This is a genomic window from Pseudomonas sp. C6002 (genome assembly GCF_013385805.1).
Classification (GTDB): Bacteria; Pseudomonadota; Gammaproteobacteria; order Pseudomonadales; family Pseudomonadaceae; genus Aquipseudomonas.
This window is the reverse complement of record NZ_JACAPH010000017.1, coordinates 260664-285802: the sequence shown is the minus strand read 5'-3', so window position 1 is coordinate 285802 and position 25139 is coordinate 260664. Positions and strand designations below refer to the sequence as shown.

At 61.7% G+C, this 25139-nt stretch carries 21 protein-coding genes and 1 other RNA gene; 4 read left to right on the top strand and 18 right to left on the bottom strand.

Translation table 11 applies throughout. From position 1 onward, the window contains the following. Positions 1-43 precede the first annotated feature (43 nt). The gene (locus HX817_RS11655) at positions 44-1537 is read left to right on the top strand and encodes a sensor domain-containing diguanylate cyclase (RefSeq protein ID WP_003216231.1); all 1494 of its coding nucleotides are present in this window, start codon (positions 44-46) and stop codon (positions 1535-1537) included. A 51-nt stretch (positions 1538-1588) separates the two neighbouring features. Next, on the top strand, positions 1589-3094 hold the full coding sequence (locus HX817_RS11650) for a diguanylate cyclase (protein WP_008434209.1): 1506 nt from the start codon (positions 1589-1591) through the stop codon (positions 3092-3094). A 103-nt stretch (positions 3095-3197) separates the two neighbouring features. Here HX817_RS11650 and lpxC read toward each other — a convergent pair whose 3' ends face one another. The 18 genes from lpxC to rsmI form a co-directional block, all read right to left on the bottom strand. Next, a complete protein-coding gene (lpxC, locus tag HX817_RS11645; RefSeq protein ID WP_003216227.1) occupies positions 3198-4109 on the bottom strand; it encodes a UDP-3-O-acyl-N-acetylglucosamine deacetylase in 912 nt (303 codons plus the stop codon). A 112-nt stretch (positions 4110-4221) separates the two neighbouring features. Then, complete coding sequence (ftsZ, locus tag HX817_RS11640; protein WP_003216225.1) at positions 4222-5418, bottom strand: cell division protein FtsZ; 1197 nt, start codon at positions 5416-5418, stop codon at positions 4222-4224. Between the two features lie 65 nt (positions 5419-5483). After that, positions 5484-6746, bottom strand: coding sequence for a cell division protein FtsA (gene ftsA / locus HX817_RS11635; RefSeq protein ID WP_003216224.1), 1263 nt, complete (start codon positions 6744-6746; stop codon positions 5484-5486). Between the two features lie 15 nt (positions 6747-6761). Beyond that, on the bottom strand, positions 6762-7628 hold the full coding sequence (locus tag HX817_RS11630) for a cell division protein FtsQ/DivIB (protein ID WP_023659197.1): 867 nt from the start codon (positions 7626-7628) through the stop codon (positions 6762-6764). A gap of 4 nt (positions 7629-7632) precedes the next feature. Then, positions 7633-8589 carry a D-alanine--D-alanine ligase gene (locus HX817_RS11625; RefSeq protein WP_003216220.1) on the bottom strand — a complete coding sequence of 319 codons (957 nt, stop codon included), beginning with the start codon at positions 8587-8589 and terminating at the stop codon, positions 7633-7635. Continuing rightward, entirely contained in the window at positions 8586-10031 is a 1446-nt protein-coding gene (gene murC / locus HX817_RS11620) for a UDP-N-acetylmuramate--L-alanine ligase (protein WP_003216219.1), read from the bottom strand. Before murC ends, HX817_RS11625 begins: the two co-directional genes overlap by 4 nt. After that, positions 10024-11094 carry an undecaprenyldiphospho-muramoylpentapeptide beta-N-acetylglucosaminyltransferase gene (gene murG, locus HX817_RS11615; protein ID WP_003216217.1) on the bottom strand — a complete coding sequence of 357 codons (1071 nt, stop codon included), beginning with the start codon at positions 11092-11094 and terminating at the stop codon, positions 10024-10026. Before murG ends, murC begins: the two co-directional genes overlap by 8 nt. Then, positions 11084-12307 carry a putative lipid II flippase FtsW gene (ftsW, locus tag HX817_RS11610; RefSeq protein WP_003216215.1) on the bottom strand — a complete coding sequence of 408 codons (1224 nt, stop codon included), beginning with the start codon at positions 12305-12307 and terminating at the stop codon, positions 11084-11086. The genes murG and ftsW overlap by 11 nt, the downstream gene beginning before the upstream one ends. Continuing rightward, on the bottom strand, positions 12304-13650 hold the full coding sequence (gene murD / locus HX817_RS11605) for a UDP-N-acetylmuramoyl-L-alanine--D-glutamate ligase (RefSeq protein ID WP_177040265.1): 1347 nt from the start codon (positions 13648-13650) through the stop codon (positions 12304-12306). The genes ftsW and murD overlap by 4 nt, the downstream gene beginning before the upstream one ends. A 6-nt stretch (positions 13651-13656) precedes the next feature. Continuing rightward, positions 13657-14739 carry a phospho-N-acetylmuramoyl-pentapeptide-transferase gene (gene mraY / locus HX817_RS11600; RefSeq protein ID WP_008434230.1) on the bottom strand — a complete coding sequence of 361 codons (1083 nt, stop codon included), beginning with the start codon at positions 14737-14739 and terminating at the stop codon, positions 13657-13659. Continuing rightward, the gene (murF, locus tag HX817_RS11595; protein WP_177008739.1) at positions 14739-16109 is read right to left on the bottom strand and encodes a UDP-N-acetylmuramoyl-tripeptide--D-alanyl-D-alanine ligase; all 1371 of its coding nucleotides are present in this window, start codon (positions 16107-16109) and stop codon (positions 14739-14741) included. The genes mraY and murF overlap by 1 nt, the downstream gene beginning before the upstream one ends. Further along, positions 16102-17565, bottom strand: a complete 1464-nt coding sequence (locus tag HX817_RS11590; protein WP_177008738.1) for a UDP-N-acetylmuramoyl-L-alanyl-D-glutamate--2,6-diaminopimelate ligase — start codon at positions 17563-17565, stop codon at positions 16102-16104. The genes murF and HX817_RS11590 overlap by 8 nt, the downstream gene beginning before the upstream one ends. Further along, complete coding sequence (locus HX817_RS11585; RefSeq protein WP_166742205.1) at positions 17565-19307, bottom strand: penicillin-binding protein 2; 1743 nt, start codon at positions 19305-19307, stop codon at positions 17565-17567. The genes HX817_RS11590 and HX817_RS11585 overlap by 1 nt, the downstream gene beginning before the upstream one ends. Continuing rightward, on the bottom strand, positions 19307-19600 hold the full coding sequence (gene ftsL / locus HX817_RS11580) for a cell division protein FtsL (protein ID WP_003216203.1): 294 nt from the start codon (positions 19598-19600) through the stop codon (positions 19307-19309). The genes HX817_RS11585 and ftsL overlap by 1 nt, the downstream gene beginning before the upstream one ends. Continuing rightward, positions 19597-20544, bottom strand: coding sequence for a 16S rRNA (cytosine(1402)-N(4))-methyltransferase RsmH (gene rsmH / locus HX817_RS11575; protein ID WP_003216201.1), 948 nt, complete (start codon positions 20542-20544; stop codon positions 19597-19599). Before rsmH ends, ftsL begins: the two co-directional genes overlap by 4 nt. Continuing rightward, positions 20541-20996, bottom strand: coding sequence for a division/cell wall cluster transcriptional repressor MraZ (gene mraZ, locus HX817_RS11570; RefSeq protein ID WP_003171868.1), 456 nt, complete (start codon positions 20994-20996; stop codon positions 20541-20543). Before mraZ ends, rsmH begins: the two co-directional genes overlap by 4 nt. Positions 20997-21351: 355 nt before the next feature. Then, an RNA gene (gene rnpB, locus HX817_RS11565) (RNase P RNA component class A) lies at positions 21352-21705 on the bottom strand. Positions 21706-21800: 95 nt separating this feature from the next. Next, positions 21801-22706, bottom strand: coding sequence for a 16S rRNA (cytidine(1402)-2'-O)-methyltransferase (gene rsmI / locus HX817_RS11560; RefSeq protein WP_161635740.1), 906 nt, complete (start codon positions 22704-22706; stop codon positions 21801-21803). 176 nt (positions 22707-22882) lie between these two features. Here rsmI and HX817_RS11555 point away from each other — a divergent pair, with 176 nt between their 5' ends. Then, positions 22883-24694: a penicillin-binding protein activator gene (locus HX817_RS11555; protein WP_008434234.1), complete on the top strand. Its 1812-nt coding sequence runs from the start codon at positions 22883-22885 to the stop codon at positions 24692-24694. Next, on the top strand, positions 24694-25065 hold the full coding sequence (locus tag HX817_RS11550; protein WP_076014393.1) for a YraN family protein: 372 nt from the start codon (positions 24694-24696) through the stop codon (positions 25063-25065). Before HX817_RS11555 ends, HX817_RS11550 begins: the two co-directional genes overlap by 1 nt. Positions 25066-25139: the final 74 nt, after the last annotated feature.

Sequence of the window (25139 nt, the reverse complement as noted above, 5' to 3'; positions counted from 1 at the left end):
ATGGAACTAAACTGCCAGCATCTTGAGTGCCGAAGCCAGTCCCATGAGTCAACGCCGCGCCTTCACCCTTCCTGCACGCCCGGAGCTTTTGCTGATTCTGGGCAGTGGCCTTACTGTCGTGCTGATCGTGGTCATCGTTGCCGTACTGCTGATCCGCGAACACGCCAGCGCCTTGCAGGCAGCCAAGCGTTCCACCAGCAATATCACCCAACTGATCAATGCCGATGTGCTGCGCAACGTCGAGCTCTACGACCTGGCGCTGAACGGCCTGATCACCGCAACCACTCGCGATGACCTGCCCCAGGTTTCCGCCGAAGTCCTGCATATGGTGCAGTTCGACCAGTCCACGGCCGCCCCTTTCAAAGGCGAAGTCCTGCTGCTGGACAAAACCGGCGCGGTCACCGCCGACTCTTCCACGCTGGCGCCCACGCCCCGCAACTTCGCCAATCGCGACTATTTCCAGATCCACCAGCAGAACCCCGATGCCGGGCTGTTCATCAGTCGGCCCTTCAAGATTCGTTGCGACTGCGATCAAGTCTGGCGCATCGCCTTCAGCCGCCGGGTGCCCGGACCCAATGGCGAGTTTGCCGGTGTGGCGGTGGCAACCATGCGCCTGGCGTATTTCGACCAGTTGTTCAATAGCCTGACCATCGGCAGCGGCAGCAGCATCAACCTGCTGAATAACGACGGCATCCTGTTGGCCCAGCAGCCGCTGCTCGAAAGAGACATGATCAACAAGGACCTGAGCGCGCGGCCCAACTTCAAGCGAATGCTGCGCGAAGGCAGCGGCAGTTTCAGCGCCATCTCCGCCATCAGTGGCGCGCAACGGCTGTACACCTTCACCAGCGTCGGCGCGCTGCCGCTGATTGTGGTGGTGGCGTTGTCGAGCGATGACGTGTTTGCCGCCTGGAAGCGCGCCGCCCTGCTGATCAGTGGCGCCACCGGCGTGCTGTGTGTGGGGCTGTTGTGGCTGACCTGGATGCTGCGCCTGGAACTGCGCCGCCGCTATCGCGCCGAGAAGGTGTTGTCGGAACTGGCGGCCACCGACGGCCTCACCGGCCTGGCCAACCGCCGCACCCTCGACCAGCGCCTGCGCCTGGAATGGGAGCGCGCGCAACGCTCAGGCGAGCCACTGGCCTTGCTGATGATTGATGTCGACCACTTTAAGGCCTTCAACGACCGCCATGGTCACCAGGGTGGCGATGAGGCCTTGCGCAACGTGGCCCGGGTCATCGGCAGCAATATTCGTCGCCCCGCCGACCTGGCCGCGCGCTACGGCGGCGAAGAGTTCGCGGTGATCCTGCCGGATACCGACGGCGAGGGCGCAAGCACCATCGCCGAACATATCCGCAGTGCGGTGGAGCACTTGCCACCGGCAGACGGCGACGCGCTGTCGGTCACCGTCAGCGTCGGGCTCAGTACCTGGGACAAACGCAGCCGTGGCTCGCTGGAAGAGCTGCTGCTGAGTGCCGATCGGGCGCTGTATGACGCCAAGCATTCCGGGCGCAACCGCATCGTTCACAGCCAGGCCACATAAGCCGTTATCAGCAACTACGCTAAGGGCATCCTCGAAGCAGAAGTACGCCCGATGAGCCCAGGCACTACCCGCCCGCCCCGCCCCACCCACCGCCCGGAGCTGCTGCTGATCATCGGCAGTTGCGTCACGGTGCTGCTGATCATGCTGGTGGTCGCGGTGCTGCTGATTCGCGAACACGCCAACACGTTGCAGGCGGCCCAGCGCACGGCCAATAACATCACCCAACTGATCGACGCCGACGTGCTGCGCAACGTCGAGCTGTACGACTTGTCGATCAAAGGGCTGATCGCCGCCACCGAACGCACTGATTTGGCTGGGGTATCGGCCGGCATCCGTCACCTGGTGCTGTTCGACCGTTCGGAAGCGGCGCCCTACAAAGGCGACATCCTGTTGCTGGACAAGGATGGCAACGTGATTGCCGACTCAGCCCTGCAGACACCCAAATCCGCCAACTTCGCCGACCGCGACTACTTCCAGGCCCATCGGCAGAATCCCGACCTGGGGCTGTTCATCAGCCGGCCCTTCATGGCGCGCTGCGTGTGTGACGACCAATGGCGTATCGCTTTCAGCCGCCGGGTTTCCGGGCCGGATGGGCGATTCCTCGGCGTGGCCGTGGCCACCATGCGCCTGTCGTACTTTCAGCAACTGTTCCGCAGCCTGAATATCGGCAGCGACAGCACCATCAACCTGATCAACCAGCAAGGCATCCTGCTGGCCCAGCAGCCGTTGCTGGAACGGGACATGATCGACAAGGACCTCAGCCAGCGGCCCAACGTCGCGCGCATATTGCACGAGCGCGACGGCAACTTTCGCGGCACTTCCAGTGTGGATGAGGAGCACCGCCTGTATACCTTCTCAACGGTGGGCGATTTACCGCTGATCGTCGTCGTGGGGCTGTCCACGAATGACATATTCGCCCCCTGGAAGCGCGCAGCACTGGTGATCAGCGGCGCTACCGGGATTTTGTGCATCGGCCTTTTGTGGCTGACCTGGATGCTCTGCATGGAACTGCGCAGGCGCCACCGTGCCGAACAGGTGCTGTCAGAACTGGCAGCCACCGACGCGCTTACCGGCCTGGCCAACCGCCGCACCCTGGACCAGCGCCTGCGCCTGGAATGGGACCGCGCCCAGCGTTCGGCCGAGCCGTTGACGGTGCTGATGATTGACGTGGACCACTTCAAGGCGTTCAACGACCGACATGGCCATCAAGGTGGCGACGAGGCACTGCGCACGGTGGCGCAGGTGATCGAGGGCAATATCCGCCGCCCGGCCGACCTCGCTGCTCGCTATGGCGGGGAAGAATTTGCAGTGGTGCTGCCGCATACCGACAGCCAGGGTGCACGCGTGATTGCTGAACATATCCGCAGCAGTGTCGAACACCTGCCGCGAGTGAGCGGGGATACGGTGCCGATTACAGTCAGCATCGGCCTCAGTACCTGGACCAAAAACAGCCGCACCACGCTGGAGGAATTACTGCTCAACGCCGACCAGGCGCTGTATGAGGCCAAGCATACCGGGCGTAATCGCGTTGTTGATGCCGGCGCTTTAAAGCCGTGACGCAAAGCGTCACAGGAGGCGTTACCACGCAGAGCGTGGGAACGATCAAAAAAAAGGCCACCCGAAGGCAGCCTTTAAAAACAAAAGGAAAGAGAGTTGTTACTTACACCGCCGCGACGGGACGCATGTAAGAGATCGGTGCGGTGCTGGCATCTTCGAAGGTCACGACTTCCCAGGCATCTGTCTGTGCAATCAGCTTGCGCAGCAGTTGGTTGTTCAGGGCGTGGCCAGACTTGAAGCCTTTGAACTCGCCTATCAGGCTATTGCCCAGCAGGTAGAGGTCACCGATTGCATCGAGGATCTTGTGCTTCACGAATTCGTCTTCATAGCGAAGGCCGTCTTCGTTCAGTACACCATCCGCGTCGACCACAATGGCGTTTTCAACGCTGCCGCCGAGTGCGAGGTTGTGCTTGCGCAGGTACTCGATGTCACTCATGAAACCAAAGGTACGGGCGCGGCTGACTTCTTTTACGAACGAAGTGCTGGAAAAATCCACGCTTGCACTTTGGGTGCGGTCACGGAATACCGGGTGATCGAAATCGATCTCAAAGCTCACTTTAAAGCCTTCGAACGGGACGAAGGTGGCGCGCTTGTCGCCGTCTTCTACTGTCACTTCCCGCAGAATGCGAATGAACTTCTTGGCTGCGTCCTGTTCTTCCAGGCCGGCAGATTGAATCAAGAATACGAAGGGTCCGGCGCTGCCATCCATGATCGGGACTTCGGACGCGGAGAGCTCGACGTAGGCGTTATCGATGCCCAGACCGGCCATGGCCGAGAGCAAGTGCTCCACCGTGTCCACTTTGACGTCACCGTTGACCAACGTGGTCGACATCGTGGTTTCGCCAACATTTTCCGCGCGAGCAGGTATCTGCACCACAGGGTCCAGGTCGGCACGAACAAACACGATGCCGGTGTCGACAGGTGCGGGCTTGAGGGTCAGGTATACCTTCTCCCCGGAGTGCAGACCTACACCTGTGGCACGGATAATATTCTTCAGGGTGCGTTGTTTAATCATGGCTTGGACCGCTTCAGCGCAAATTGCGAACTGGTATCAACAAAGGCTGGCGATAATAGCAGACCAGACCTTTGCTGAACACCAATCACCTTCATAGCCCTGATACATTCCATTAATCGGCCTGACGACGCAGGAAAGCCGGGATGTCCAGGTAGTCCAGGTCATCTTGCGGATTCGGGCTGCGGGATGCAGCAGCACCGGCCTGAGCCTGGTTGCGCATCACGGTCGGACGATCCAGGTCACGATAGTTCACAGACGGCAGTTCCTGGCGCGAAGGCGCTGGAGCGGCAGCTTGCTGGCTGGCGTGGCTGGTATGGACGGTGTTGTCGATGACCTTTACAGGCTTCTCGATTTTCGCACCCAGGCCGGTCGCAACAACGGTCACGTGCAGTTCGTCGCGCATGTCCGGATCGATAACGGTACCGACCTTGACCATGGCGTGCTCGGAAGCGAAGGCTTCGATGATGCTACCCACGTCGGAGTACTCACCCAGGGACAGGTCAGGACCGGCGGTGATGTTCACCAGGATGCCGCGTGCGCCTTGCAGGTTCACGTCTTCCAGCAACGGGTTGCGGATGGCCGCTTCGGTAGCTTCACGTGCACGGTTCGGACCGCTGGCGCAGCCAGTGCCCATCATCGCCATGCCCATTTCGCTCATCACGGTACGTACGTCGGCAAAGTCGACGTTGATCATGCCCGGACGCTTGATGATGTCGGAGATACCGCGAACGGCACCGGCCAGTACATCGTCAGCCTTGGCAAACGCAGACAGCAGGCTTGCGTCCTTGCCGAGGATGGTCAGCAGCTTCTCGTTGGGAATGGTGATCAACGAGTCGACGCTTTCGGACAGCAGACGGATGCCTTCATCGGCGATCTGCATGCGCTTGCGACCTTCGAACGGGAATGGACGGGTCACGACGGCAACCGTCAGGATCCCCATTTCCTTGGCCACTTCGGCAATGATCGGCGCAGCACCGGTACCGGTACCACCGCCCATGCCCGTGGTGATGAACACCATGTTGGTGCCTTGCAGCACTTCAGCGATGCGCTCGCGGTCTTCCAGGGCGGCTTGACGGCCGACTTCCGGATTCGCGCCGGCACCCAGGCCCTTGGTCACGGCTGTGCCCAATTGCAGGATGGTGCGTGCACCGATGCTCTTGAGGGCCTGGGCGTCAGTGTTGGCGCAGATGAATTCAACGCCTTCAATGTTGCTCTTGACCATGTGGTTGACAGCGTTGCCGCCGCCACCGCCGACGCCGATCACTTTGATGACCGGGCTTGCGGGGATGTTGTCTACGAGTTCGAACATTTTCCCTCTCCTTTCATTTCTCTAGTTTTTTCGCCTACTACTTGAAACGGTGTTGCGGTAAATCTTTAGAAATTGCCTTTCACCCAAGCCTGCAACCGCTCGAACAACGGCGCTTTCGCTTCGTCGTCGCTTCTGTAGCTGTCGCGGTTGCTCGGGCCCGACAGGGAAATGCCGTCGGTCTGCTTTTGCAGCCCGTACAACAGCAAGCCCACACCGGTGGAATAAATCGGGTTGCGCACTACGTCGCCCAGGCCTTTCACGCCATGGGGCACGCCCAGGCGGACCGGCATGTGGAAGATTTCCTCGGCCAGTTCGACCGCGCCTTCCATCTTCGAGGTGCCACCGGTCAGCACGATGCCGGCCGGGATCAAATCTTCGTAGCCGCTGCGACGCAGTTCAGCCTGGATCAGGGTGAACAGTTCGTCGTAGCGCGGCTCGACCACTTCGGCCAATGCCTGGCGCGACAGTTCGCGCGGTGGACGGTCGCCCACGCTTGGCACCTTGATGGTTTCACCAGCACCGGCCAGCTTGGCCAGGGCGCAGGCGTAACGGATCTTGATTTCTTCGGCGTACTGGGTCGGTGTGCGCAACGCCATGGCGATGTCGTTGGTCACCTGGTCACCGGCAATCGGGATCACCGCGGTGTGACGAATCGCACCCTCGGTGAAGATCGCGATGTCCGTGGTGCCGCCGCCGATGTCCACCAGGCACACGCCCAGTTCTTTTTCGTCGTCGGTCAGTACCGAGTAAGCCGAAGCCAACTGCTCGAGAATGATGTCGTCGATTTCCAGCCCGCAGCGGCGCACGCATTTTTCAATGTTCTGTGCAGCGTTGACGGCGCAGGTCACTACGTGAACCTTGGCTTCCAGACGTACGCCCGACATGCCCAGGGGCTCGCGAACGCCTTCCTGGTTATCGATCACGTAGTCCTGCGGCAGGGTGTGCAGCACGCGCTGGTCAGCCGGGATCGCCACGGCTTGCGCTGCGTCGAGTACCCGCTCCAGGTCGGCCGAGCTGACTTCGCGGTCGCGAATCGCGACGATGCCGTGGGAATTCAGGCTGCGGATGTGGTTGCCGGCAACGCCGACAAATGCCGAGTGAATCCGGCAACCGGCCATCAGCTGCGCTTCTTCGATGGCGCGCTGGATCGATTGCACGGTGGATTCAATATTCACCACCACGCCCTTCTTCAGGCCCCGGGACGGATGCGTGCCGATTCCGACGATTTCCAGCGTGCCGTCGTCCGCGACCTCGCCTACCAGCGCCACCACCTTGGAGGTGCCGATATCCAGACCGACGATCATTTTGCCGCTTTGCACGTTTGCCATGGGTCCTGCCTCTTCTTAATTCTTCGCGACAGCAGGTTGCGCTGCCGTGGGCGCCGCAGGGGCCCGCCAGCCGACGGCAAGGCCGTTGGCGTAACGCAGGTCGATGCTCGCAATGTTCGTAATCTGTTCTTTCAAGGTCTTTTCATAGATGGCGATAAAACGGCGCATCTTTTCCACCAGGTTGCCGCGTCCCAGCAACAACTCGATGCCCGGGCCGGAACTGCCTGCACCCGTGGTCAAAAACCAGCTGCCCCGCTCGCGCAATTCCAGTCGCGCAATCGAGAAGCCCAACGGCCGCAGCATCTGGCTCAACGCCTGGTACTGCTGCATCACTTGCTGCTGCGCCCGCTGCGGCCCGAACAACTGCGGCAGGTGCTCGTAATTCGCCACTTCGCGAGGTGCAAACGCCTGGCCCTGGTTGTTCAACAGCGCACCATCACCCCAACGGGCCACGGGCAGTTGTTCTTCCAGGCGGATCGTCACTTGATCCGGCCACACGCGACGTACTTCGGCGTGGGCAATCCATGGCATCTGTTCCAGCTCGGAGCGCATGCCTGCCAGGTCGATGGTGAAGAAGCTCGACGCCACAAACGGGGCGATTCGCTGCTGCACGGCTTGCTGGCTGATGTAGCTCAAGTCACCCTGCACGCTGATCTTGGTGATCGGCCGGTCGGCATACGGCAGCAGGCGCTGGGCGCCTTCATACGTACCGAACCCCAGGGCCACCAGGATCACCGGCCAGAACAGCGCCTTGAGAAAACCAAAGTTGGCTTTCGGCATGCGCGCCGACATCGGCTCTTTAGCCACCATTCGGCTGGCACCACGCGGCACCGGCTTGCGGCCGGGAGCGGGTTGCTGATGACGAAGCGATGCGCCGTTCATGGTCTTAGCCTCGTGGCTCTATGCTTGCTGCCAGGATCGCCAGCACCAACTGCTGGAAATCCAGGCCGGCGGCACGAGCGGCCATGGGTACCAGGCTGTGGTCGGTCATCCCGGGTGCAGTGTTGACTTCCAGGAACCAGAAGTTCCCCTGGTCATCCTGCATCACGTCTGCCCGCGCCCAACCGGCGATACCCAGCGCCTCACAGGCTTTCGCCGTGAGGTCCATCAATTCCTGTTCCTTGGCTGCGTCGAGGCCGCACGGGATCCGGTACTGGGTATCGGAGGCCACATACTTGGCGTCGTAGTCGTAAAAGGTGTGGGGCGTGCCCAATGCGATGGGCGGCAATACCTGGCCACGCAGAGTAGCGATGGTGAACTCGGGACCTTGAATCCACTGTTCCACCAACACTTGCGAATCGTAGGTACTGGCCGCTTTCCATGCGTCAATCAATTCGGCGGCTGAGTTCACTTTAGCCATGCCGATACTGGAGCCTTCATGGGCTGGTTTGACGATCAAAGGCAGGCCCAGTTCCTTGGCTGCAGAAATACAATCGTCTTCGCTGCACAGCACGCTGTGACGCGGGGTCGGAATACCCAGGCTGTGCCACACCTGCTTGGTCCGCAACTTGTCCATGGCCAGGGCCGAAGCGAGGATGCCGCTGCCGGTATACGGAATGCCCAGGCACTCCAGCAGGCCCTGCATGCTGCCATCTTCACCGCCACGTCCGTGAAGAATGATGAAGGCGCGGTCGATCTTCTCGGCCTGCAGGCGCGACAGGAAGTCATCACCCACGTCGATGCCGAACGCATTCACACCGGCACTTTGCAGCGCTTCCAGCACGGCATTGCCGGACTTCAGCGACACTTCACGCTCAGCGCTCTTGCCACCGAACAGCACCGCAACCCGGCCGAAGTCGGCAGGTTGAATGGTCGAGAACAGGGAGCCGTAGTCAGTGGTCATTTCGACTTCCCCTGTGCGGCGGCAAACAGCGGGCTTGCCAGCAATTTAGGGGCGAGGCCACCGATGTCACCGGCACCCTGGCACAGCAGGATGTCGCCGGCACGCAGCAGCGGCTTGACGATCGGCGCCAGGTCCACACCACGCTCGATGTAGATCGGGTCCAACTGGCCGCGTTGACGGATGCTGTTGCACAGCTTGCGGCTGTCGGCACCCGGGATCGGTTCTTCACCGGCCGGGTAGACTTCCATCAGCAGCAACACGTTGGCATCCGCCAGTACATTGACGAAATCGTCGTACAGGTCGCGGGTACGGCTGTAGCGGTGCGGCTGGTACACCATCACCAGGCGGCGTTCCGGCCAGCCACCGCGTACGGCCTTGATCACCGCTGCCACTTCGGTCGGGTGGTGACCGTAGTCGTCCACCAGCATCACGTTGCCGCCGTCCACCGGCAGTTCGCCGTAGACCTGGAAGCGACGACCCACACCGGCAAAACCCGACAGGCCTTCGACGATGGCTTCATCGCTGACGCCTTCGTCGGAGGCGATGCAGATGGTCGCCAGGGAGTTGAGTACGTTGTGGTTGCCCGGCATGTTTACCGAGACATCCAGCGGCTCGCGGTCAGGACGCAGCACGGTGAAGAAGGTCTGCATGCCCTGCTGGCGCACATTGATTGCGCGCACGTCGCAGTCTTCGCTGAAGCCGTAGGTCACGGTCGGACGCTTCACCAGCGGCAGGATTTCACGCACCACCGGATCGTCCAGGCACACCACGGCCAGACCGTAGAACGGCAGGTTGTGCAGGAACTCGACGAAGGTTTTCTTCAGTTTGTTGAAGTCGCCGTCGTAGGTCGCCATGTGGTCGGCGTCGATGTTGGTCACCACGGCCACCAGCGGTTGCAGGTGCAGGAAGCTGGCGTCGCTTTCATCGGCTTCGGCGATCAGGTAACGGCTGGTCCCCAGTTGTGCATTGGTGCCGGCTGCATTCAGGCGGCCACCGATGACGAAAGTCGGGTCCAGGCCACCGGCAGCGAACACCGAGGCGATCAGGCTGGTGGTGGTGGTCTTGCCGTGGGTACCGGCGACGGCGATGCCGTGGCGGTAGCGCATCAGCTCAGCCAGCATTTCGGCACGCGGCACTACGGGAATGCGGCGTTCAAGGGCGGTGGCCACTTCCGGGTTGGAGGTGTTCACAGCGCTGGAGACCACCAGCACGTCGGCTTCGGCAGCGTTCTCGGCGCGGTGGCCGATAAAGATTTTTGCGCCAAACGATTCCAGGCGCTCGGTGACCGGCGACATTTTCAGGTCGGAGCCGGACACCTGGTAACCCAGGTTCAGCAACACTTCGGCGATCCCGCACATGCCCACGCCGCCGATACCGACGAAGTGGATGCGACGGATGCGGCGCATTTCCGGCTGTGGCATGGCTTTCTGATTCTCAACCATGGGCCACCTCCAGGCAGATATCGACCACGGTGCGGGTTGCGTCAGGTTTGGCCAGGCGGCTTGCGGTGCTCGCCATGCTGTTCAGTCGTTCCGGTTGCATCAAAACCTCGGTCAGGCGTGCGGCCAAATCGGCGGCGCCAGTCGTTCTTTGCGGCAGCAGGAAGGCAGCGCCCTCCCCAGCCAAATATTCGGCGTTGCGGGTCTGGTGATCGTCGATCGCGTGGGGCAAAGGCACCAGCAAGGACGGCAGACCGGCGGCAGCCAGTTCACTGACGGTCAACGCACCTGCGCGACAGACCACCAGGTCGGCCCAGCCATAGGCTTGGGCCATGTCTTTGATGAAGGGCTGCACATTCGCCTCCACACCCGCATCGCGGTAGCGCGTGGCGGTCACTTCATCGTGGTTCTTGCCGGCCTGATGGAAGATCTCGGGGCGCAGCTCCACGGGGAGTTGCGACACCGCTTCAGGCAGCAATTTGTTCAACGGTTCGGCGCCCAGGCTTCCGCCCAGGATCAACAGGTGCGCCTTGCGACCGGCCAATGGCTGGCGGGCGATGTCCATGAACAGTTCGGTACGCACCGGGTTGCCGGTGGTACGCAACTTGTCCGCGGCACCAAAGGTCTTCGGAAACGCCTCGCATACCCGTGCAGCCAAGGGCACCAGCAGGCGGTTGGCAGTGCCGGCCACGGCATTCTGCTCGTGGACGATCACTGGCACGCCGGCGAGTCTTGCCGCAACACCACCCGGGCCGGTCACGTAGCCACCAAAGCCCAGCACGCATACCGGCTTCACTTCGCGGATCACCTTGCGCGCCTGCCACACGGCCTTGAGCAACACGAACGGCGCCTTCAGCAGGGACAATTTGCCCTTGCCACGCAAGCCGGTGACGTTGATCAAATGCAGCGGCAAGCCGGCATTCGGTACCAGATCATTTTCGATGCCGCGCGGCGTACCGAGCCAATGCACGGTGTAGCCACGGTTCTGGAACTCACGGGCACAGGCCAGCGCCGGGAACACGTGGCCACCGGTGCCGCCTGCCATGATCAGCACGTTAGCGCCCATGGTTCGGCTCCTCGGCGAAGTCGCTTTCGCTGAACTCCATCTCTTCGCTGCCCAGGTGGGTCCGACTCTCCCACTCGATACGCAGCAACAACCCGAGACAGGCGCAGCAAATCACCAACGAGCTGCCGCCGTAGCTGAGGAACGGCAAGGTCAGGCCCTTGGTCGGCAGCAGGCCGACGTTCACCCCGATGTTGATCAGGAACTGGCCGATCCACAGGAACGACAAGCCGTACGCCACGTAGGCGGCGAAATATTGCTTGGCCTTTTCGGCCCACAAGCCGATGTACATGCCGCGAACACACACGAACACGAACAGCGCGACGGTGCACAGCGAACCGACCACGCCCAGCTCTTCGGCGAGTACCGAGAACACGAAGTCGGTGTGGGCTTCCGGCAGGTAGAACTGCTTCTGCACGCTATTGCCCAGGCCCACGCCCAGCCACTCACCGCGACCGAAGGCGATCAACGCCTGGGTCAACTGGTAGCCGGAACCGAACTGATCGGACCACGGGTCGGTAAAGGTAATCAGACGGGCCATCCGGTAGGGTTGCGCCTGCACCAGAATGGTCACGGCGGCCACCGCCAGCACCACCATCAAGGTGAAGCGGAACAGGCCGACGCCGCCGAGGAACAGCATCGCCGCCGCCGCGCCCATCATTACGACGGTGGCACCGAAGTCCGGCTCCATCAGCAACAGGCCGGCCATGGGCAGCAGCACGATGAACGGCTTGAAGAAGCCCATCCAGCTTTCGCGTACTTCTTTCTGGCGCCGCACCAGGTAGCCGGCGAGGTAGATCACCACGAACACCTTGGCGATTTCCGAGGGCTGCACGTTGAACGCACCGAAGCCGATCCAGCGCATCGAGCCGTTCACCTCACGCCCGATGCCGGGCAGGATCACCATCACCAACAGGCCGAAGGCGCCCACCAGCATCAGCCAACCCAGGCGCTGCCAGGTGGCGATCGGGATCATCATGGTGACGATGCAGGCACCGAGACCGATCACCAGGTACACCAGGTGACGGATCATCATGTACAGGGTGTTGCCCGATTGCACCGCAGCCACTTCCGAGGAGGCCGAGGTGATCATCACCAGGCCCAGGCCCAGCAGCGCGAGGCAACCGGCGAGCATCGGGAAGTCCAGGTCGATACCGCGCCCGGTAATGATCGGCGACGGGTACGGCTTGATGATGTTACGGAAATTGATACTCATGCCAAGGCCTCCACGGCGCGGGCGAACAGCTGGCCGCGCTCTTCGTAGTTCTTGAACATGTCGAAACTGGCGCAGGCAGGCGACAGCAGCACCACGTCGCCCGGCTGAGCCAAGGCTTTGGATTGGGCGATGGCATCGTCCAGGGACTGCGCGCGCACCTGCGGTACGGCGTCGCCCAGGGCATCGGCGATCAGGCCGGAATCACGGCCCATCAACACCACGGCGCGGCAGTTGGCGGCGACCGGGCCTTTAAGGTCCTTGAAGTCGGCACCCTTGCCGTCGCCACCGGCGATCAGCACGACCTTGCCCTGAATGTCGGCACCCAAGCCTTCGATGGCAGCGAGTGCCGCACCGACGTTGGTGGCCTTGGAATCGTTGTAATAGCCAACACCATCCAGCTCGCGAACCCACTGGCAGCGATGCTCAAGGCCGGCAAAGCTGCGCAGGGCCGAGAGCATGGCGTCGAACGGCAAGCCGACGGCGTGACCGAGCGCCAGCGCCGCCAGGGCGTTGGCCTGGTTGTGGGCACCACGGATTTTCAGTTCGCGCACCGGCATCAGGTTCTGAAATTCGAAGGCCAGGTATTTCTCGCCGTTCTCTTCCCGAAGGCCGAAGGCCTTGAAGTCAGGCTTGTTCAGGCCGAAGGTCCAGCACGGCAGACCTTCGCCGATCAGCGGACGGCTCAGGGCATCCTGACGGTTCACCACCACTTGCCGCGCGCCACGGAAGATCCGGTGCTTGGCCAGGTGATACGCCGGCAGGCCGCTGTAGCGGTCCATGTGGTCCTCGCTGACGTTGAGCACGGTGGCCACCTCGGCGTTGAGCTGGTCAGTGGTTTCCAGCTGGAAGCTCGACAGCTCCATCACGTACAGCTCGACGTCGTCGTTGAGCAGGTCCAGCGCCGGCGTGCCGAGGTTGCCGCCCACGGCCACGTGCTTGCCGGCCGCAGCCGCCATCTCGCCCACCAGGGTGGTCACGGTGCTTTTTGCATTGGAACCGCTGATGGCCACGATCGGCGCCTTCGCGTTACGCGCGAACAGCTCGATGTCGCCGGACAACTTCACGCCACGGGCCGCCGCCGCTTGCAGGGCCGGGGTCGCCAGGGCCAGGCCGGGGCTCACGTAGAGCTCATCGGCACGGCACAGAAACTCGACATCCAGCTCGCCACAACGCACTTCCACGTGCGGGTAGTCACGGCGCAGCGTGACCAGCTCCGGTGGATTTTCCCGCGTATCGGCCACGGCAAACGACGTGCCCCGGTTCGCCAGGAAGCGAACCAGGGACATGCCGCTCTTGCCGAGGCCGACAACGATGCGGAAGTGGTCTGAAGCGATCAGGGACACTCGTTTCTACCTCAGTTTCAGGGTGGCAAGGCCGAACAGAACCAGAATCACGGTGATAATCCAGAAACGGACAATCACCCGCGGCTCAGGCCAGCCCTTGAGTTCAAAGTGGTGGTGAATCGGCGCCATGCGGAATACGCGGCGCCCGGTCAATTTGAAGGAGGCAACCTGGATCACCACCGACAGGGTTTCCATCACGAACACACCGCCCATGATGAACAGGACGATTTCCTGACGGACGATCACCGCGATGGTGCCCAGGGCCGCGCCCAGCGCCAGTGCGCCGACGTCGCCCATGAAGACTTGTGCGGGGTAGGTGTTGAACCACAGGAAGCCCAGGCCCGCACCGATCAACGCACCGCAGAACACAATCAGTTCGCCCGCGCCCGGTACATACGGGATCAGCAGGTATTCAGCGAATTTCACGTTACCCGACAGGTAGCAGAAGATGCCGAGGGCACCGCCCACCATCACCGTCGGCATGATCGCCAGGCCGTCGAGGCCGTCCGTCAGGTTGACCGCGTTGCTGGAGCCGACGATCACGAAGTAGGTCAGCACCACGAAGCCGACGCCCAGTGGAATGCTGGCGTCCTTGAGCATCGGGATGATCAGGGTGGTTTCCACCGCGCTTGGCGCAGTCATGAACAGGAAGATCGCCGCGCCGAGGCCGAACACCGACTGCCAGAAATACTTCCAGCGGCTAGGCAGCCCCTTGGAGTTCTTCTCGATCACCTTGCGGTAGTCATCTACCCAACCGATGGCGCCGAACAGCAGGGTCACCAGCAGCACGGTCCAGACATAACGGTTATGCAGGTCAGCCCACAGCAGCGTACTGATGCCGATGGACGACAGGATCAACGCACCGCCCATGGTCGGGGTGCCGGATTTGGACAGGTGCGACTGCGGGCCGTCGTTGCGTACCGACTGGCCAATCTGCAGGTTTTGCAGGGTACGGATCATCCATGGCCCGAGGAACAGCGACAACGACAGCGCGGTCAGCACACCCAGGATCCCGCGCAGGGTCAGGTACTGAAAGACCGCGAAGCCTTTGTGGAACTGTTGCAGATACTCAGCCAGCAGCAGCAGCATTAATGTTTCTCCGTACTTGAGCCACACAAGGCCGCGACGACGTTTTCCATCACCGCGCTGCGCGATCCCTTGATCAAAATAGTGGTGTGTTTGTCTTGTTCAGCCGCACTCAGTGCCTGGATCAGTTCGGCCTGGCTGGCGAAATGCCTGGCGCCCGGCCCGAAGGTGTCCACGGCGTGCAGCATGTTCGGGCCAACGGCGTACAGGGCATCGACCTTGCCGGCGGCGTACGCGCCGACTTCACGGTGAGACTGTTCAGCCCACTCGCCCAGCTCGGCGATATCCCCCAGCACCAGCACCTTGCGACCGTCGAAGCTGGTCAGCAGGTCGATGGCGGCACAGATCGAGGACTGGTTGGCGTTGTAGGTGTCATCAATCACGCGCATGCCGTTGCTGGCCAATTGCGCGACGGTACGGCCCTTGACCGGTTGCACGGCACCAAGGCCGGTGGCGATGCCAAACAACGACACGCCCAGCACGTGGGCGGCGGCGGCGGCAGCCAGGGCATTGGCGACGTTGTGGTTGCCCAGCAGGTTCAGTTGTACGTGCTCGTCACCTTGCGGGGTATGCAGGGTGAAGGACGGGCAGCCACGGGCGTCGGCCTTGATATTCGAGGCATGGAAATCGGCAGCGGCGTTGTGCACCGCGAAGCTCAACACCTTGCGACCGGCGGCACGTACACGCCAGGTTTCGAAGGCCTTGTCATCGAGGTTCAGCACGGCAGTGCCGGATGCGTCGAGGCCTTCGATGATTTCGCCCTTGGCTTCGACGATCTTTTCAGGGCCGCCAAACTCGCCGACGTGGGCAGTACCGGCGTTGCTGATCACCGCGACATGAGGCTTGGTCATGGCCACGGTGTAGGCGATTTCGCCGATGCGCGAAGCACCCAGCTCAATGACGGCCGCCGTGTGTTCCGGGGCCAGTTCGAGCAGGGTCAGCGGAGCGCCGAAGTCATTGTTCAGGTTGCCACGGGTCGCCAGGACCGGGCCGCGCGTGCGCAGGATGCCGGCCAGCAGTTCCTTGACCGTGGTCTTGCCGCTGGAACCGGTGATCGCCGCAACAGGCTTGGTGAAGGCGGCACGGTTCAGCGCCCCCAGTTGGCCGAGGGCCAGGCGGGTGTCGGCGACCAGCAATTGTGGCAGCGTCGAGTCAGCGACTTCGCGCTGCACCAGAGCGCCGACAGCGCCTTTGGCAGCGACGTCATTCAGGTAGTCATGGCCATCGAAGCTCGGGCCGGCCAAGGCGACAAACAGTTGCCCGGGCTTGATCGTCCGGCTGTCGATGCTGACGCCATCAAAGCTGCAATCAGCCGACAGCACGCGGGCCGACAAGGCCTGGGTCAGTTCGCTGAATTTAAGCGGCTTAAGCATGGGCCACCTCCCACGCGGTCAGGGCGTGATCAGCCTCGACCAGATCGGAGAAGGCGTGGCGTTCGCCGTTGATTTCCTGATAGTCCTCGTGACCTTTACCGGCCAGCACCACCACGTCGTCAGCACTTGCGCCGGCGATCAATTGGGCGATGGCTGCACCGCGACCGGCAACGAACGTCGCCTTGGACGCATCTTTAAAGCCGACACGAATGTCATCGAAAATCTGGCTTGGGTCTTCGCTGCGCGGGTTGTCGTCAGTCACGAGCACACCGTCGGCCAGGCGCTCGACGATTTCCGCCATCAGCGGGCGCTTGCCGCGATCGCGGTCACCGCCACAGCCGAACAGGCACAGCAATTTACCCTTGGCGTGGGGGCGCAGGGCCTGCAGGATTTTTTCCAGGGCGTCCGGCGTGTGGGCGTAATCGACCACCACCAGCGGCTGGGAGCCGCCGCCGAGGCGCTGCATGCGACCGGCCGGGCCTTCGAGCTTCGGCAACACCCGCAGGATTTCGTCGAGGGCGTAATCCAGGCCGAGCAAGGCACCCACAGCGGCCAACACGTTGCTCAGGTTGAAACGCCCGAGCAAGGTGCTGCGCAAATGGTGCTCGCCCTGCGGCGTAACCAGCGTGGCGCGCACGCCTTCGTCATCAAAGGTGGCTTCACGGCAATACAGGTAGGCGCTGGAGTCTTCCAGGCTGTAGCTGATCAGGCGGCCGTCGCCTTGGGCGGCGGCCAGTTGGCGACCGAATTCGTCGTCCAGGTTGACCACCCGGCACTTCAGGTCATTCCAGGCAAACAGCCGGGCCTTGGTGGCGGCGTAGGCCTCCATGGTCCCGTGGTAATCCAGGTGATCGCGGGACAGGTTGGTCATCACCGCCACGTCGAACGCCAGGGCAGTCACGCGCCCCTGGTCCAGACCGTGGGACGAGACTTCCATGGCAACCGCCTTGGCACCGGCCTTTTTCAGGTCGGCCAGGGTCGCTTGCACGGCAATCGGGTTAGGCGTGGTGTGCAGCCCGCTTTGCAGCGCTCCGTAGAAACCGGTGCCCAGGGTGCCCACGATGCCGCAATGCTGACCCAGCAGGTCAAGCGCCTGGGCGACCAGTTGGGTCACGCTGGTCTTGCCGTTGGTACCGGTCACGCCCACCAGGTTCAGGGTGCGGCTCGGGTCGCCATAAAAGCGCCCGGCGATGTCCGACAATTGCGCAGCCAGGCCCTTGACCGGAATCAAAGGCACGTCGGTGATCGGCAGCACGGTGGCGCCTTCCACTTCATAGGCTACTGCCGCAGCGCCGCGTTGCAGCGCGTCGGCGATATGGTCACGGCCGTCGAACTTGCCACCCGGCACTGCCAGGAACAGGTCGCCGGCACGCACATTACGGCTGTCCAGGGTCAACTCGCGAATCAGCAGATCGCGGCCGGCGTGGGCAAAAATCTTGTTCAGGCTCAGAGACATCAGCCGCGCCCTCCATTGGCTTTTACAGCAGCGGCCGGCGGGCCGGCGTTCGCTTGTTGGGTAGCCGGCAGGTTGTCCGGCGTGATGTTCATCAGGCGCAACGTCCCGGACATCACCTTGCTGAACACCGGCGCCGATACCAGGCCACCGAAGTAACCGGCTTTGCTCGGCTCATCGATCACCACGACGATGGCGTAGCGCGGATCGCTCATCGGGCCGAAGCCTGCGAACAGCGAGCGGTAGGAGTTTTCGGCGTAGCCCTTGGTACCCACGGCGGTTTTACGCGCGGTACCGGACTTGCCTGCCACGTGATACGCCGGCACCTGGGCACGGAACACGCCACGTGGTGCTTCGATCACTTGTTGCAGCATGCCTTGCATGGTCTTCGCGACGTTTTCCGGGATCACCTGGGTCGCAGGCGGCGCCTCGTCCAGGTGGATCAGGCTCAGCGGCACCATGCGGCCGTTGTTGGCCAGCACCGAGAAGGCGTGGGCCAGTTGGATGGCTGTTACCGACAGGCCATAACCGTAGGAAAGCGTGGCGGTCTCGGCTTTTTTCCAGTCACGGTAGTTCGGCAGGTTGCCCACACGTTCGCCCGGGAAGTCCAGGCCGGTGGGTTGCCCCAGGCCGACTTTCTGCGCGAGGTGGTAGATGGCTTCGCCGCCGATATCGAAGGCGACTTTACTCATGCCCACGTTACTGGAGTTGATCAGGATACCTGTCAAATCCAGCACCGGACCTTCGGTGCGCGACACGTCACGAATGGTGTATTTGCCCAGCTGCAATGTGCCCGGGTAAACCTCGACCTTATCGGCCGGTTTCCAGCGCCCGGTTTCCAGGGCGGCACTCATGGAAATGGCTTTCATGGTCGAACCCGGCTCGAACACGTCGATCATGGCGCGGTTGCGCATCATCGCCGGCTGCAGGTTGCGACGGTTATTCGGGTTGTAGGTCGGCTGGTTGACCATGGCGAGAATCTCGCCGGTCTTCACGTCCATGATCACCAGGCTGCCGGCTTTCGCACCGTTCTCGATGATCGCGTTACGCAGCTCACGGTTGGCCAGGTATTGCAGGCGCAGGTCAATCGACAACGCCAAGGGCTTACCGGCCTTGGCGTTTTTGGTGACCTGGACATCCTTGATCAGTCTGCCGCGCCGATCCTTGATGACCTGTCGTTTGCCGGGAACCCCGGCCAGCCATTCGTCGTAGGCGAGTTCCACGCCTTCGCGACCGTGATCATCAATGTCGGTGAAACCCACCATATGGGCGGTGGTTTCGCCGGCCGGGTAGAAACGCCGAAATTCCTCGATGCCGTAGACACCGGGGACTTTAAGGTCGAGTACTTGCTGGCCTTGTTCGGGGGTGAGCCCGCGAACCAGGTAGATGAATTCTTTATTGGCCTGGGCTTCGAGGCGTTCGCTCAGGGCTTTCGGGTCCTGGCCCAGGGCGGCAGCCAGTTCCGGCCATTTGTCCTTGGCGGTCTGCATTTCCTTGGCGTTGGCCCACAGGGTGGTCACCGGGGTACTGACGGCCAGGGGCTCGCCGTTACGGTCGGTGATCAGGCCGCGGTGTGCAGGAATCGGGATATGCCGCAGGCTACGGGCATCGCCCTGGCCGATCAGGAAGTCACGGTCCACCACTTGCAGGTCGATAATCCGCCAGGCAATCGCGCCCACCATCAGTGCCAGCAACCCCAGCACTACGCGGAAACGCCACGGGTAGAGTGCGCCCTCGAGTTTCATCATGGCGCCACCATGCGAACTTCTGCAGCGCCCGGGATGTGCATCTTCAGTTGTTCAGTGGCCAGCACTTCGATGCGGCTGTGGGCCGTCCAGGTACTTTGCTCGAGGATCAACCGGCCCCACTCCGCCTGCGCCTTGTCGCGCACGCTCAACTCCCCGTACAGGGTATTGAGCAGTTGGCGGTTGTAATGGGCGCTGTAGGACACCGCAATCGCGGACACCAGCACGCCAACAAATAGCAGCAACATAAAGAAGCTGCCGCCCGGGAGGGGCTTGGCGAAAAGCTTGCTCACCGCAACTTCTCCGCAACGCGCATGACAGCGCTACGGGCACGTGGGTTGGCCTTGAGTTCGGCTTCGGAAGCGAACTGCGCTTTGCCATGGATTTTGATTTTCGGCACAAAAGCTTCGTAACGCACCGGCAGGTTGCGCGGCAGGTTGTCGGACTCGCCCTTGACCAGGCGACGCATGAACAATTTGACGATACGGTCTTCCAGGGAGTGGAAGCTGATCACCACCAGGCGACCGCCCACTTCCAGAGCTTCCAGGGCGGCTTCGAGGCCGGCTTCCAGGTCGCCCAATTCGTTGTTGACGTGAATACGCAGGCCCTGGAACGCACGGGTTGCCGGGTTCTTGCCCTTTTCCCATGCAGGGTTGGCGACTTTCAGCACTTCAGCCAGGTCGGCCGTGCGCTCGAACGGCTGGATTTCCCGGCGTTCGACCACGGCACGCGCCATGCGGCCAGCGAAGCGCTCTTCGCCGTATTCCTTGAACACACGGGTGATTTCTTCGTGGGGAGCGGTAGCGATGAACTGCGCGGCGCTGATGCCACGGCTTGGGTCCATGCGCATGTCCAGCGGGCCGTCGTTCATGAAACTAAAGCCACGCTCAGGGTCGTCCAGCTGTGGGGAAGACACGCCCAGGTCCAGCAGAACCCCGGCCACCTTGCCCGCCATGCCACGTTCGGCGACTTCTGCACCGAGCTCGGCAAAGCTGCGCTGCACAACGACAAAGCGGCCGTCTTCGGCCGCTAGCGCTTGCCCGGTGGCAATCGCTTGAGGGTCTTTGTCGAACCCGAGGAGCTTACCGTCCGGACCCAGCTGGCTGAGGATCAGCCGACTGTGCCCGCCCCTGCCGAAGGTGCCATCCAAATAGCAGCCATCCGCGCGTACGGCGAGAGCCTCAACGGCTTCGTCAAGCAGTACGGTGATGTGGTTAAAGCCGCTATCAATAGTCACAGGATCAAATCACGCAGTTCATCAGGCATGGCGCCCGGTTGTTGAATAGCAGCCAGATCAGCTGCAGAAACAGCATCCCAGGCATCTTCGTCCCACAATTGGAACTTGTTCAGTTGGCCTACCAGCATCGCGCGCTTGTCCAATTTGGCGTATTCGCGCAGACGCGGTGGAACCAGGAAACGACCACTGCCATCGAGTTCGAGGTCGACGGCATTACCAATCAGCAAGCGTTGCAGGCGGCGGTTCTCTTCACGCAGTGAAGGCAGTGCACGCAACTTGGTTTCAATCAGCTCCCACTCATCGAGCGGGTACACACATAAACAGGGATCAACGGCATCGATGGTGATGATTAATTGCCCGGAACTTCGCGAAATGAGCTCGTCACGATACCGGCTCGGCATGGCGAGACGGCCTTTTGCATCGAGACTGATAGCGTTAGCTCCGCGAAACACAGATGCGTTTCTCCAAATTTTAGCGTTTTACGTTCAAAAAACCCACTTTGTGCCACTTTCCGCCACTTGCGCACACTATAGGAATGCGCCCACCACACCGTCAAGGCGCGGATTCAAGGAAAAGCCTTACAGAACGGAGATTTAGGAAGGTAAAGGGAGGAGAAACGAGAGTTTGACGGCGATTTTGACTCAACAACACCAAATAGCTCAAAGAGCTAAGGCTTAAAGTTAAAGTAATTTATTAAGAGTAAGATTTTTTCGGTATTACGAAGACGCATCTGCTGACGATTCAGCAGGGAGGGATTCTCGCGTTACTACCAGGTTCCTGCCCGAGATTCGGACAGAAGGAAAAAAGGTGGAGAGTCGATCTGTAAGCCGGGTTCTGTCTTGAACAGTCATTCGTCTACGATGGCCATCACTGGACATCTTTAGCAACCTACCCGGTCCCAGCGCGGGCCACGCCTTGGGACCCTATTTGGTCTTGCTCCAAGTGGGGTTTACCTAGCCACGAACTGTTGCCAGTCGTGCGGTGCGCTCTTACCGCACCTTTTCACCCTTACCGGTACCGAAGTACTTAGGCGGTTATTTTCTGTGGCACTTTCCGTAGGCTCACGCCTCCCAGGCATTACCTGGCACTTCGCCCTATGGAGCCCGGACTTTCCTCCCCCCTCTAATTTTCATAGAAGGCAGCGACTGTCCAATCGACTCTCCGCCGCGCAGGTTAACGGCACGGCGGCGTTAGAACAAGTATTAAAAGACACTAATGCCATCATGTTCAGACGGAGTGCAGGTTAGAACCCGGAACTATTCGCCCTTTTGTTTATCCAGCGCCACTTGATACAGGACGTTCTTGCGTACGCCGGTTATTTCCGCGGCCAATGCAGCGGCGCGCTTCAATGGCATCTCCTTGAGCAGCAGGTCAAGAATGCGCATTGCCTCGCTGCCCACGGCATCTTCGCTTTCCGGCGCCGACCAGCCGGCTACCAGCACCACGCACTCGCCGCGCTGCTGATTGCTGTCGCCTTCCACGAATTCGCGCAGTTCCTGCAGCGGCAAGCCCTTGAGGGTTTCGAAGGTCTTGGTGATTTCTCGCGCCAGCAGTGCCAGGCGATCGCCGCCGAACACCAGCTCCATATCTTGCAGGCACTCAAGGATGCGGTGCGGGGCTTCGTAGAAGATCAGCGTGCGTGGCTCTTCCTTTACCAGTTCCAGGCGCGCCCGGCGCCCGACGGCCTTGGCAGGCAGGAAGCCTTCGAAGATAAACCGGTCCGACGGCAAGCCGGCAGCAGACAATGCAGCAATCAGCGCGCACGCTCCCGGAACAGGCACTACATTGATACCAGCCGCCCGCGCCTGGCGAACCAGATGATAGCCAGGGTCGGAAATCAGCGGCGTACCCGCATCCGAGATCAAAGCCACGTCATCACCCGCCAGCAAACGAGTGATAAAACGACTGCCTTCTTCACGTTCGTTGTGTTCGTGACAGGCGGCCAAGGGGGTCGGAATACCGAAATGCTGCATCAACCGCTGGGAGTGCCGAGTGTCTTCAGCCGCGATCAGTTTTACGTCGCGCAACACTTTCAGCGCACGGGCACTGATGTCGTCCAGGTTGCCAATGGGCGTCGCCACGACAAAAAGCGAGCCTGCAGTGGAATTCAAAGGACCTGGAGCAGTCAAAACGCACACCTCGATGGTTGGCAAAAGCCACATTGTAGCGCGTAGACGCCTTGAATATATGCCCTCGGGGCGGGTTCGATTTCAGCCGCCTATTGGGTCCTGCAACATTTACACGACCTAAATAGACGGTTTCACGCCAGTAACATCGCGCCCCGGCCAGTGCTTGGGTACAATTCCACGCTAATTTGATCGGTATCAGGAACACTTACATGATCGCTTGCCTGCGGCTGTTCTCTGCCCTCTGCCTCGCTGCCCTGTTGGCGGCTTGCGCCAGCTCGCCCTCGTCCAGCCTTGGCGACCTCCCCCGGACTCCGGATGCCAGCATCGAGCAACTGCTCGAACAGGCGACTTCGGCCAAGACTCCGGAAAAAGCCGCGCTGTTGCGCTTGAGTGCGGCTGACCTGGCGTTCCACCAAAACAATCCGGGACGCTCGGCGCAGATTCTTGCCCAGGTGCCACTGGACGTCCTGAAACCGGCGGCGCAGGTATTTGCCAGCACCCTGTCGGCTGAACTGGCGATGGCCCGCAACCAGCCCAAGGCAGCGTTGACGGCCTTGAATCACCCGAGCCTGCAAAGCCTCAAGGAACTGCCGCCTGAACAGCAGATCCGCACGGGCACCGTGCATGCCCGTGCCTATGAGGCCGACGGCCAGACCCTGGCCGCCGCCCGCGAGCGCGTCGCCATGGCCCCGCTGCTGACGGGCGATGCCTACAACAGCAACCACGAAGCCATCTGGGCACTGATTGCCGCCTTGCCTGCCGATCAACTGCAAGCCAGCGGCAACCCGACGCTGGACGGCTGGATCAGCCTGGCCCAGGCAGTCAAGGGCGCCGGCACTCTGGAGCAACAGCAGGCGGCCATCGACACCTGGCGCGCCCAGAACCCTGGCCACCCGGCAGCCTCGCAATTGCCGCAGCCGCTGACCAAGCTCAAGGAACTGGCCAGCCAGCCGCTGAACAAGATCGCCCTGCTGCTGCCGCAGGAAGGTCCTCTGGCCGGCGTTGCCAAGGCGCTGCGCGAAGGCTTCATGGCCGCGCACTACCAGGCTGAACAAGCCGGGCAGAAGCCGCCGGTGATCGAGTTCTACGACAGCTCGCGCCTGACCTCCATCGACGACTTCTACGCCAAGGCCCAGGCCGCCGGCGTGCAACTGGTGGTCGGCCCGCTGGAGAAACCGCTGGTCAAGCAACTCAGCGCACGCCCGCAATTGCCGATCACCACCCTGGCCCTGAACTACAGCGAAGCCGACCAGAACCCGGCGCAACTGTTCCAGTTTGGCCTGGCCGCTGAAGACGAAGCCCGTGAAGTGTCCCGTCGTGCTCGCGCCGATGGCCTGCACCGCGCCGCCGCCATGGTGCCGAAAGGCGAATGGGGCGAGCGCGTCTACAAGGCATTCCGTCAGGATTGGGAAGCCAATGGCGGCACCGTGGTGGGCGTCGAGTACGTTGACCAGCCGGTAGCCCTGGCCCAGCAGATTGCCGACCTGTTCCAGCTGCGCAAGAGCGAAGGCCGCGCCAAGAGCCTGCAAAGCACGGTAGGTTCGGATGTTTCCGCCCAGCCATCGCGCCGCCAGGACATCGAGTTCATCTTCCTGGCCGTGACTCCGCAACTGGCCCAGCAGATCAAGCCGACCCTGAACTTCCAATACGCTGGCGACGTGCCGGTGTATGCGACGTCCCACGTGTTCAGCGCCAGTGGCGACAAGAACCAGTACCTGGACATGACCAACGTGATGTTCTGCGAAACCCCTTGGCTGCTGAACACCACCGACCCGCTGCGCAACCAGGTCGCTGCCCAATGGCCACAAGCCAACGGCAGCCTTGGCCGCCTGTACGCGATGGGTGTGGATGCCTACCGCCTGGCGCCGCGCCTGGGGCAGCTCAAGGCACTGCCGGACACTCGTGTCGACGGCCTGTCGGGCAACCTGGGCGTCAGCGCCAGCCAGCGTGTCGACCGCCAGATGCCATGGGCGAAGTTCGTCGGTGGCGAGATCCAGCGCCTGCCTGATACCCCGCGCTGATGCCCGAGCGGTCAAGCGCACAAAGCGGCAAGGACGCCGAACTTCAAGCTCTCGAGTACCTGCAACAACAAGGTCTGCGCCTCCTGGCGCAGAACTGGTTATGCAAACGCGGCGAGCTTGATCTGGTCATGCTTGACGGCGATACAGTAGTATTTGTCGAAGTCCGCTACAGAAAACACGCACAATGGGGTGGCGCGCTCGCCAGTATCGACGGGCGCAAGCGCCAGAAGTTGATACTCGCCGCGCAGTTTTTCCTGCTCAAGGAGCGTCGCTGGGCCGATCATCCCTGCCGTTTCGATGTGGTTGCCATAGAAAGCACTCCCCGGGGAACAGCCGATCTGAACTGGCTGCAAGATGCCTTTGACAGCTGATTCGCCGGACATCTACACCGCACACTTTTGCTCTTTGCTTTGCGGGCTGCACATTCCTGTGCCAAACAGCCGCG

Bases quoted from the DNA above. Each gene is read 5' to 3' on its own strand.
- HX817_RS11655 (WP_003216231.1), top strand. From the start codon at position 44: ATGAGTCAACGCCGCGCCTTCACCCTTCCTGCACGCCCGGAGCTTTTG.
- HX817_RS11650 (WP_008434209.1), top strand. From the start codon at position 1,589: ATGAGCCCAGGCACTACCCGCCCGCCCCGCCCCACCCACCGCCCGGAG.
- lpxC (WP_003216227.1), bottom strand. From the start codon at position 4,109: ATGATTAAACAACGCACCCTGAAGAATATTATCCGTGCCACAGGTGTA.
- ftsZ (WP_003216225.1), bottom strand. From the start codon at position 5,418: ATGTTCGAACTCGTAGACAACATCCCCGCAAGCCCGGTCATCAAAGTG.
- ftsA (WP_003216224.1), bottom strand. From the start codon at position 6,746: ATGGCAAACGTGCAAAGCGGCAAAATGATCGTCGGTCTGGATATCGGC.
- HX817_RS11630 (WP_023659197.1), bottom strand. From the start codon at position 7,628: ATGAACGGCGCATCGCTTCGTCATCAGCAACCCGCTCCCGGCCGCAAG.
- HX817_RS11625 (WP_003216220.1), bottom strand. From the start codon at position 8,589: ATGACCACTGACTACGGCTCCCTGTTCTCGACCATTCAACCTGCCGAC.
- murC (WP_003216219.1), bottom strand. From the start codon at position 10,031: ATGGTTGAGAATCAGAAAGCCATGCCACAGCCGGAAATGCGCCGCATC.
- murG (WP_003216217.1), bottom strand. From the start codon at position 11,094: ATGGGCGCTAACGTGCTGATCATGGCAGGCGGCACCGGTGGCCACGTG.
- ftsW (WP_003216215.1), bottom strand. From the start codon at position 12,307: ATGAGTATCAATTTCCGTAACATCATCAAGCCGTACCCGTCGCCGATC.
- mraY (WP_008434230.1), bottom strand. From the start codon at position 14,739: ATGCTGCTGCTGCTGGCTGAGTATCTGCAACAGTTCCACAAAGGCTTC.
- murF (WP_177008739.1), bottom strand. From the start codon at position 16,109: ATGCTTAAGCCGCTTAAATTCAGCGAACTGACCCAGGCCTTGTCGGCC.
- HX817_RS11590 (WP_177008738.1), bottom strand. From the start codon at position 17,565: ATGTCTCTGAGCCTGAACAAGATTTTTGCCCACGCCGGCCGCGATCTG.
- HX817_RS11585 (WP_166742205.1), bottom strand. From the start codon at position 19,307: ATGAAACTCGAGGGCGCACTCTACCCGTGGCGTTTCCGCGTAGTGCTG.
- rsmI (WP_161635740.1), bottom strand. From the start codon at position 22,706: ATGTGGCTTTTGCCAACCATCGAGGTGTGCGTTTTGACTGCTCCAGGT.
- HX817_RS11555 (WP_008434234.1), top strand. From the start codon at position 22,883: ATGATCGCTTGCCTGCGGCTGTTCTCTGCCCTCTGCCTCGCTGCCCTG.
- HX817_RS11550 (WP_076014393.1), top strand. From the start codon at position 24,694: ATGCCCGAGCGGTCAAGCGCACAAAGCGGCAAGGACGCCGAACTTCAA.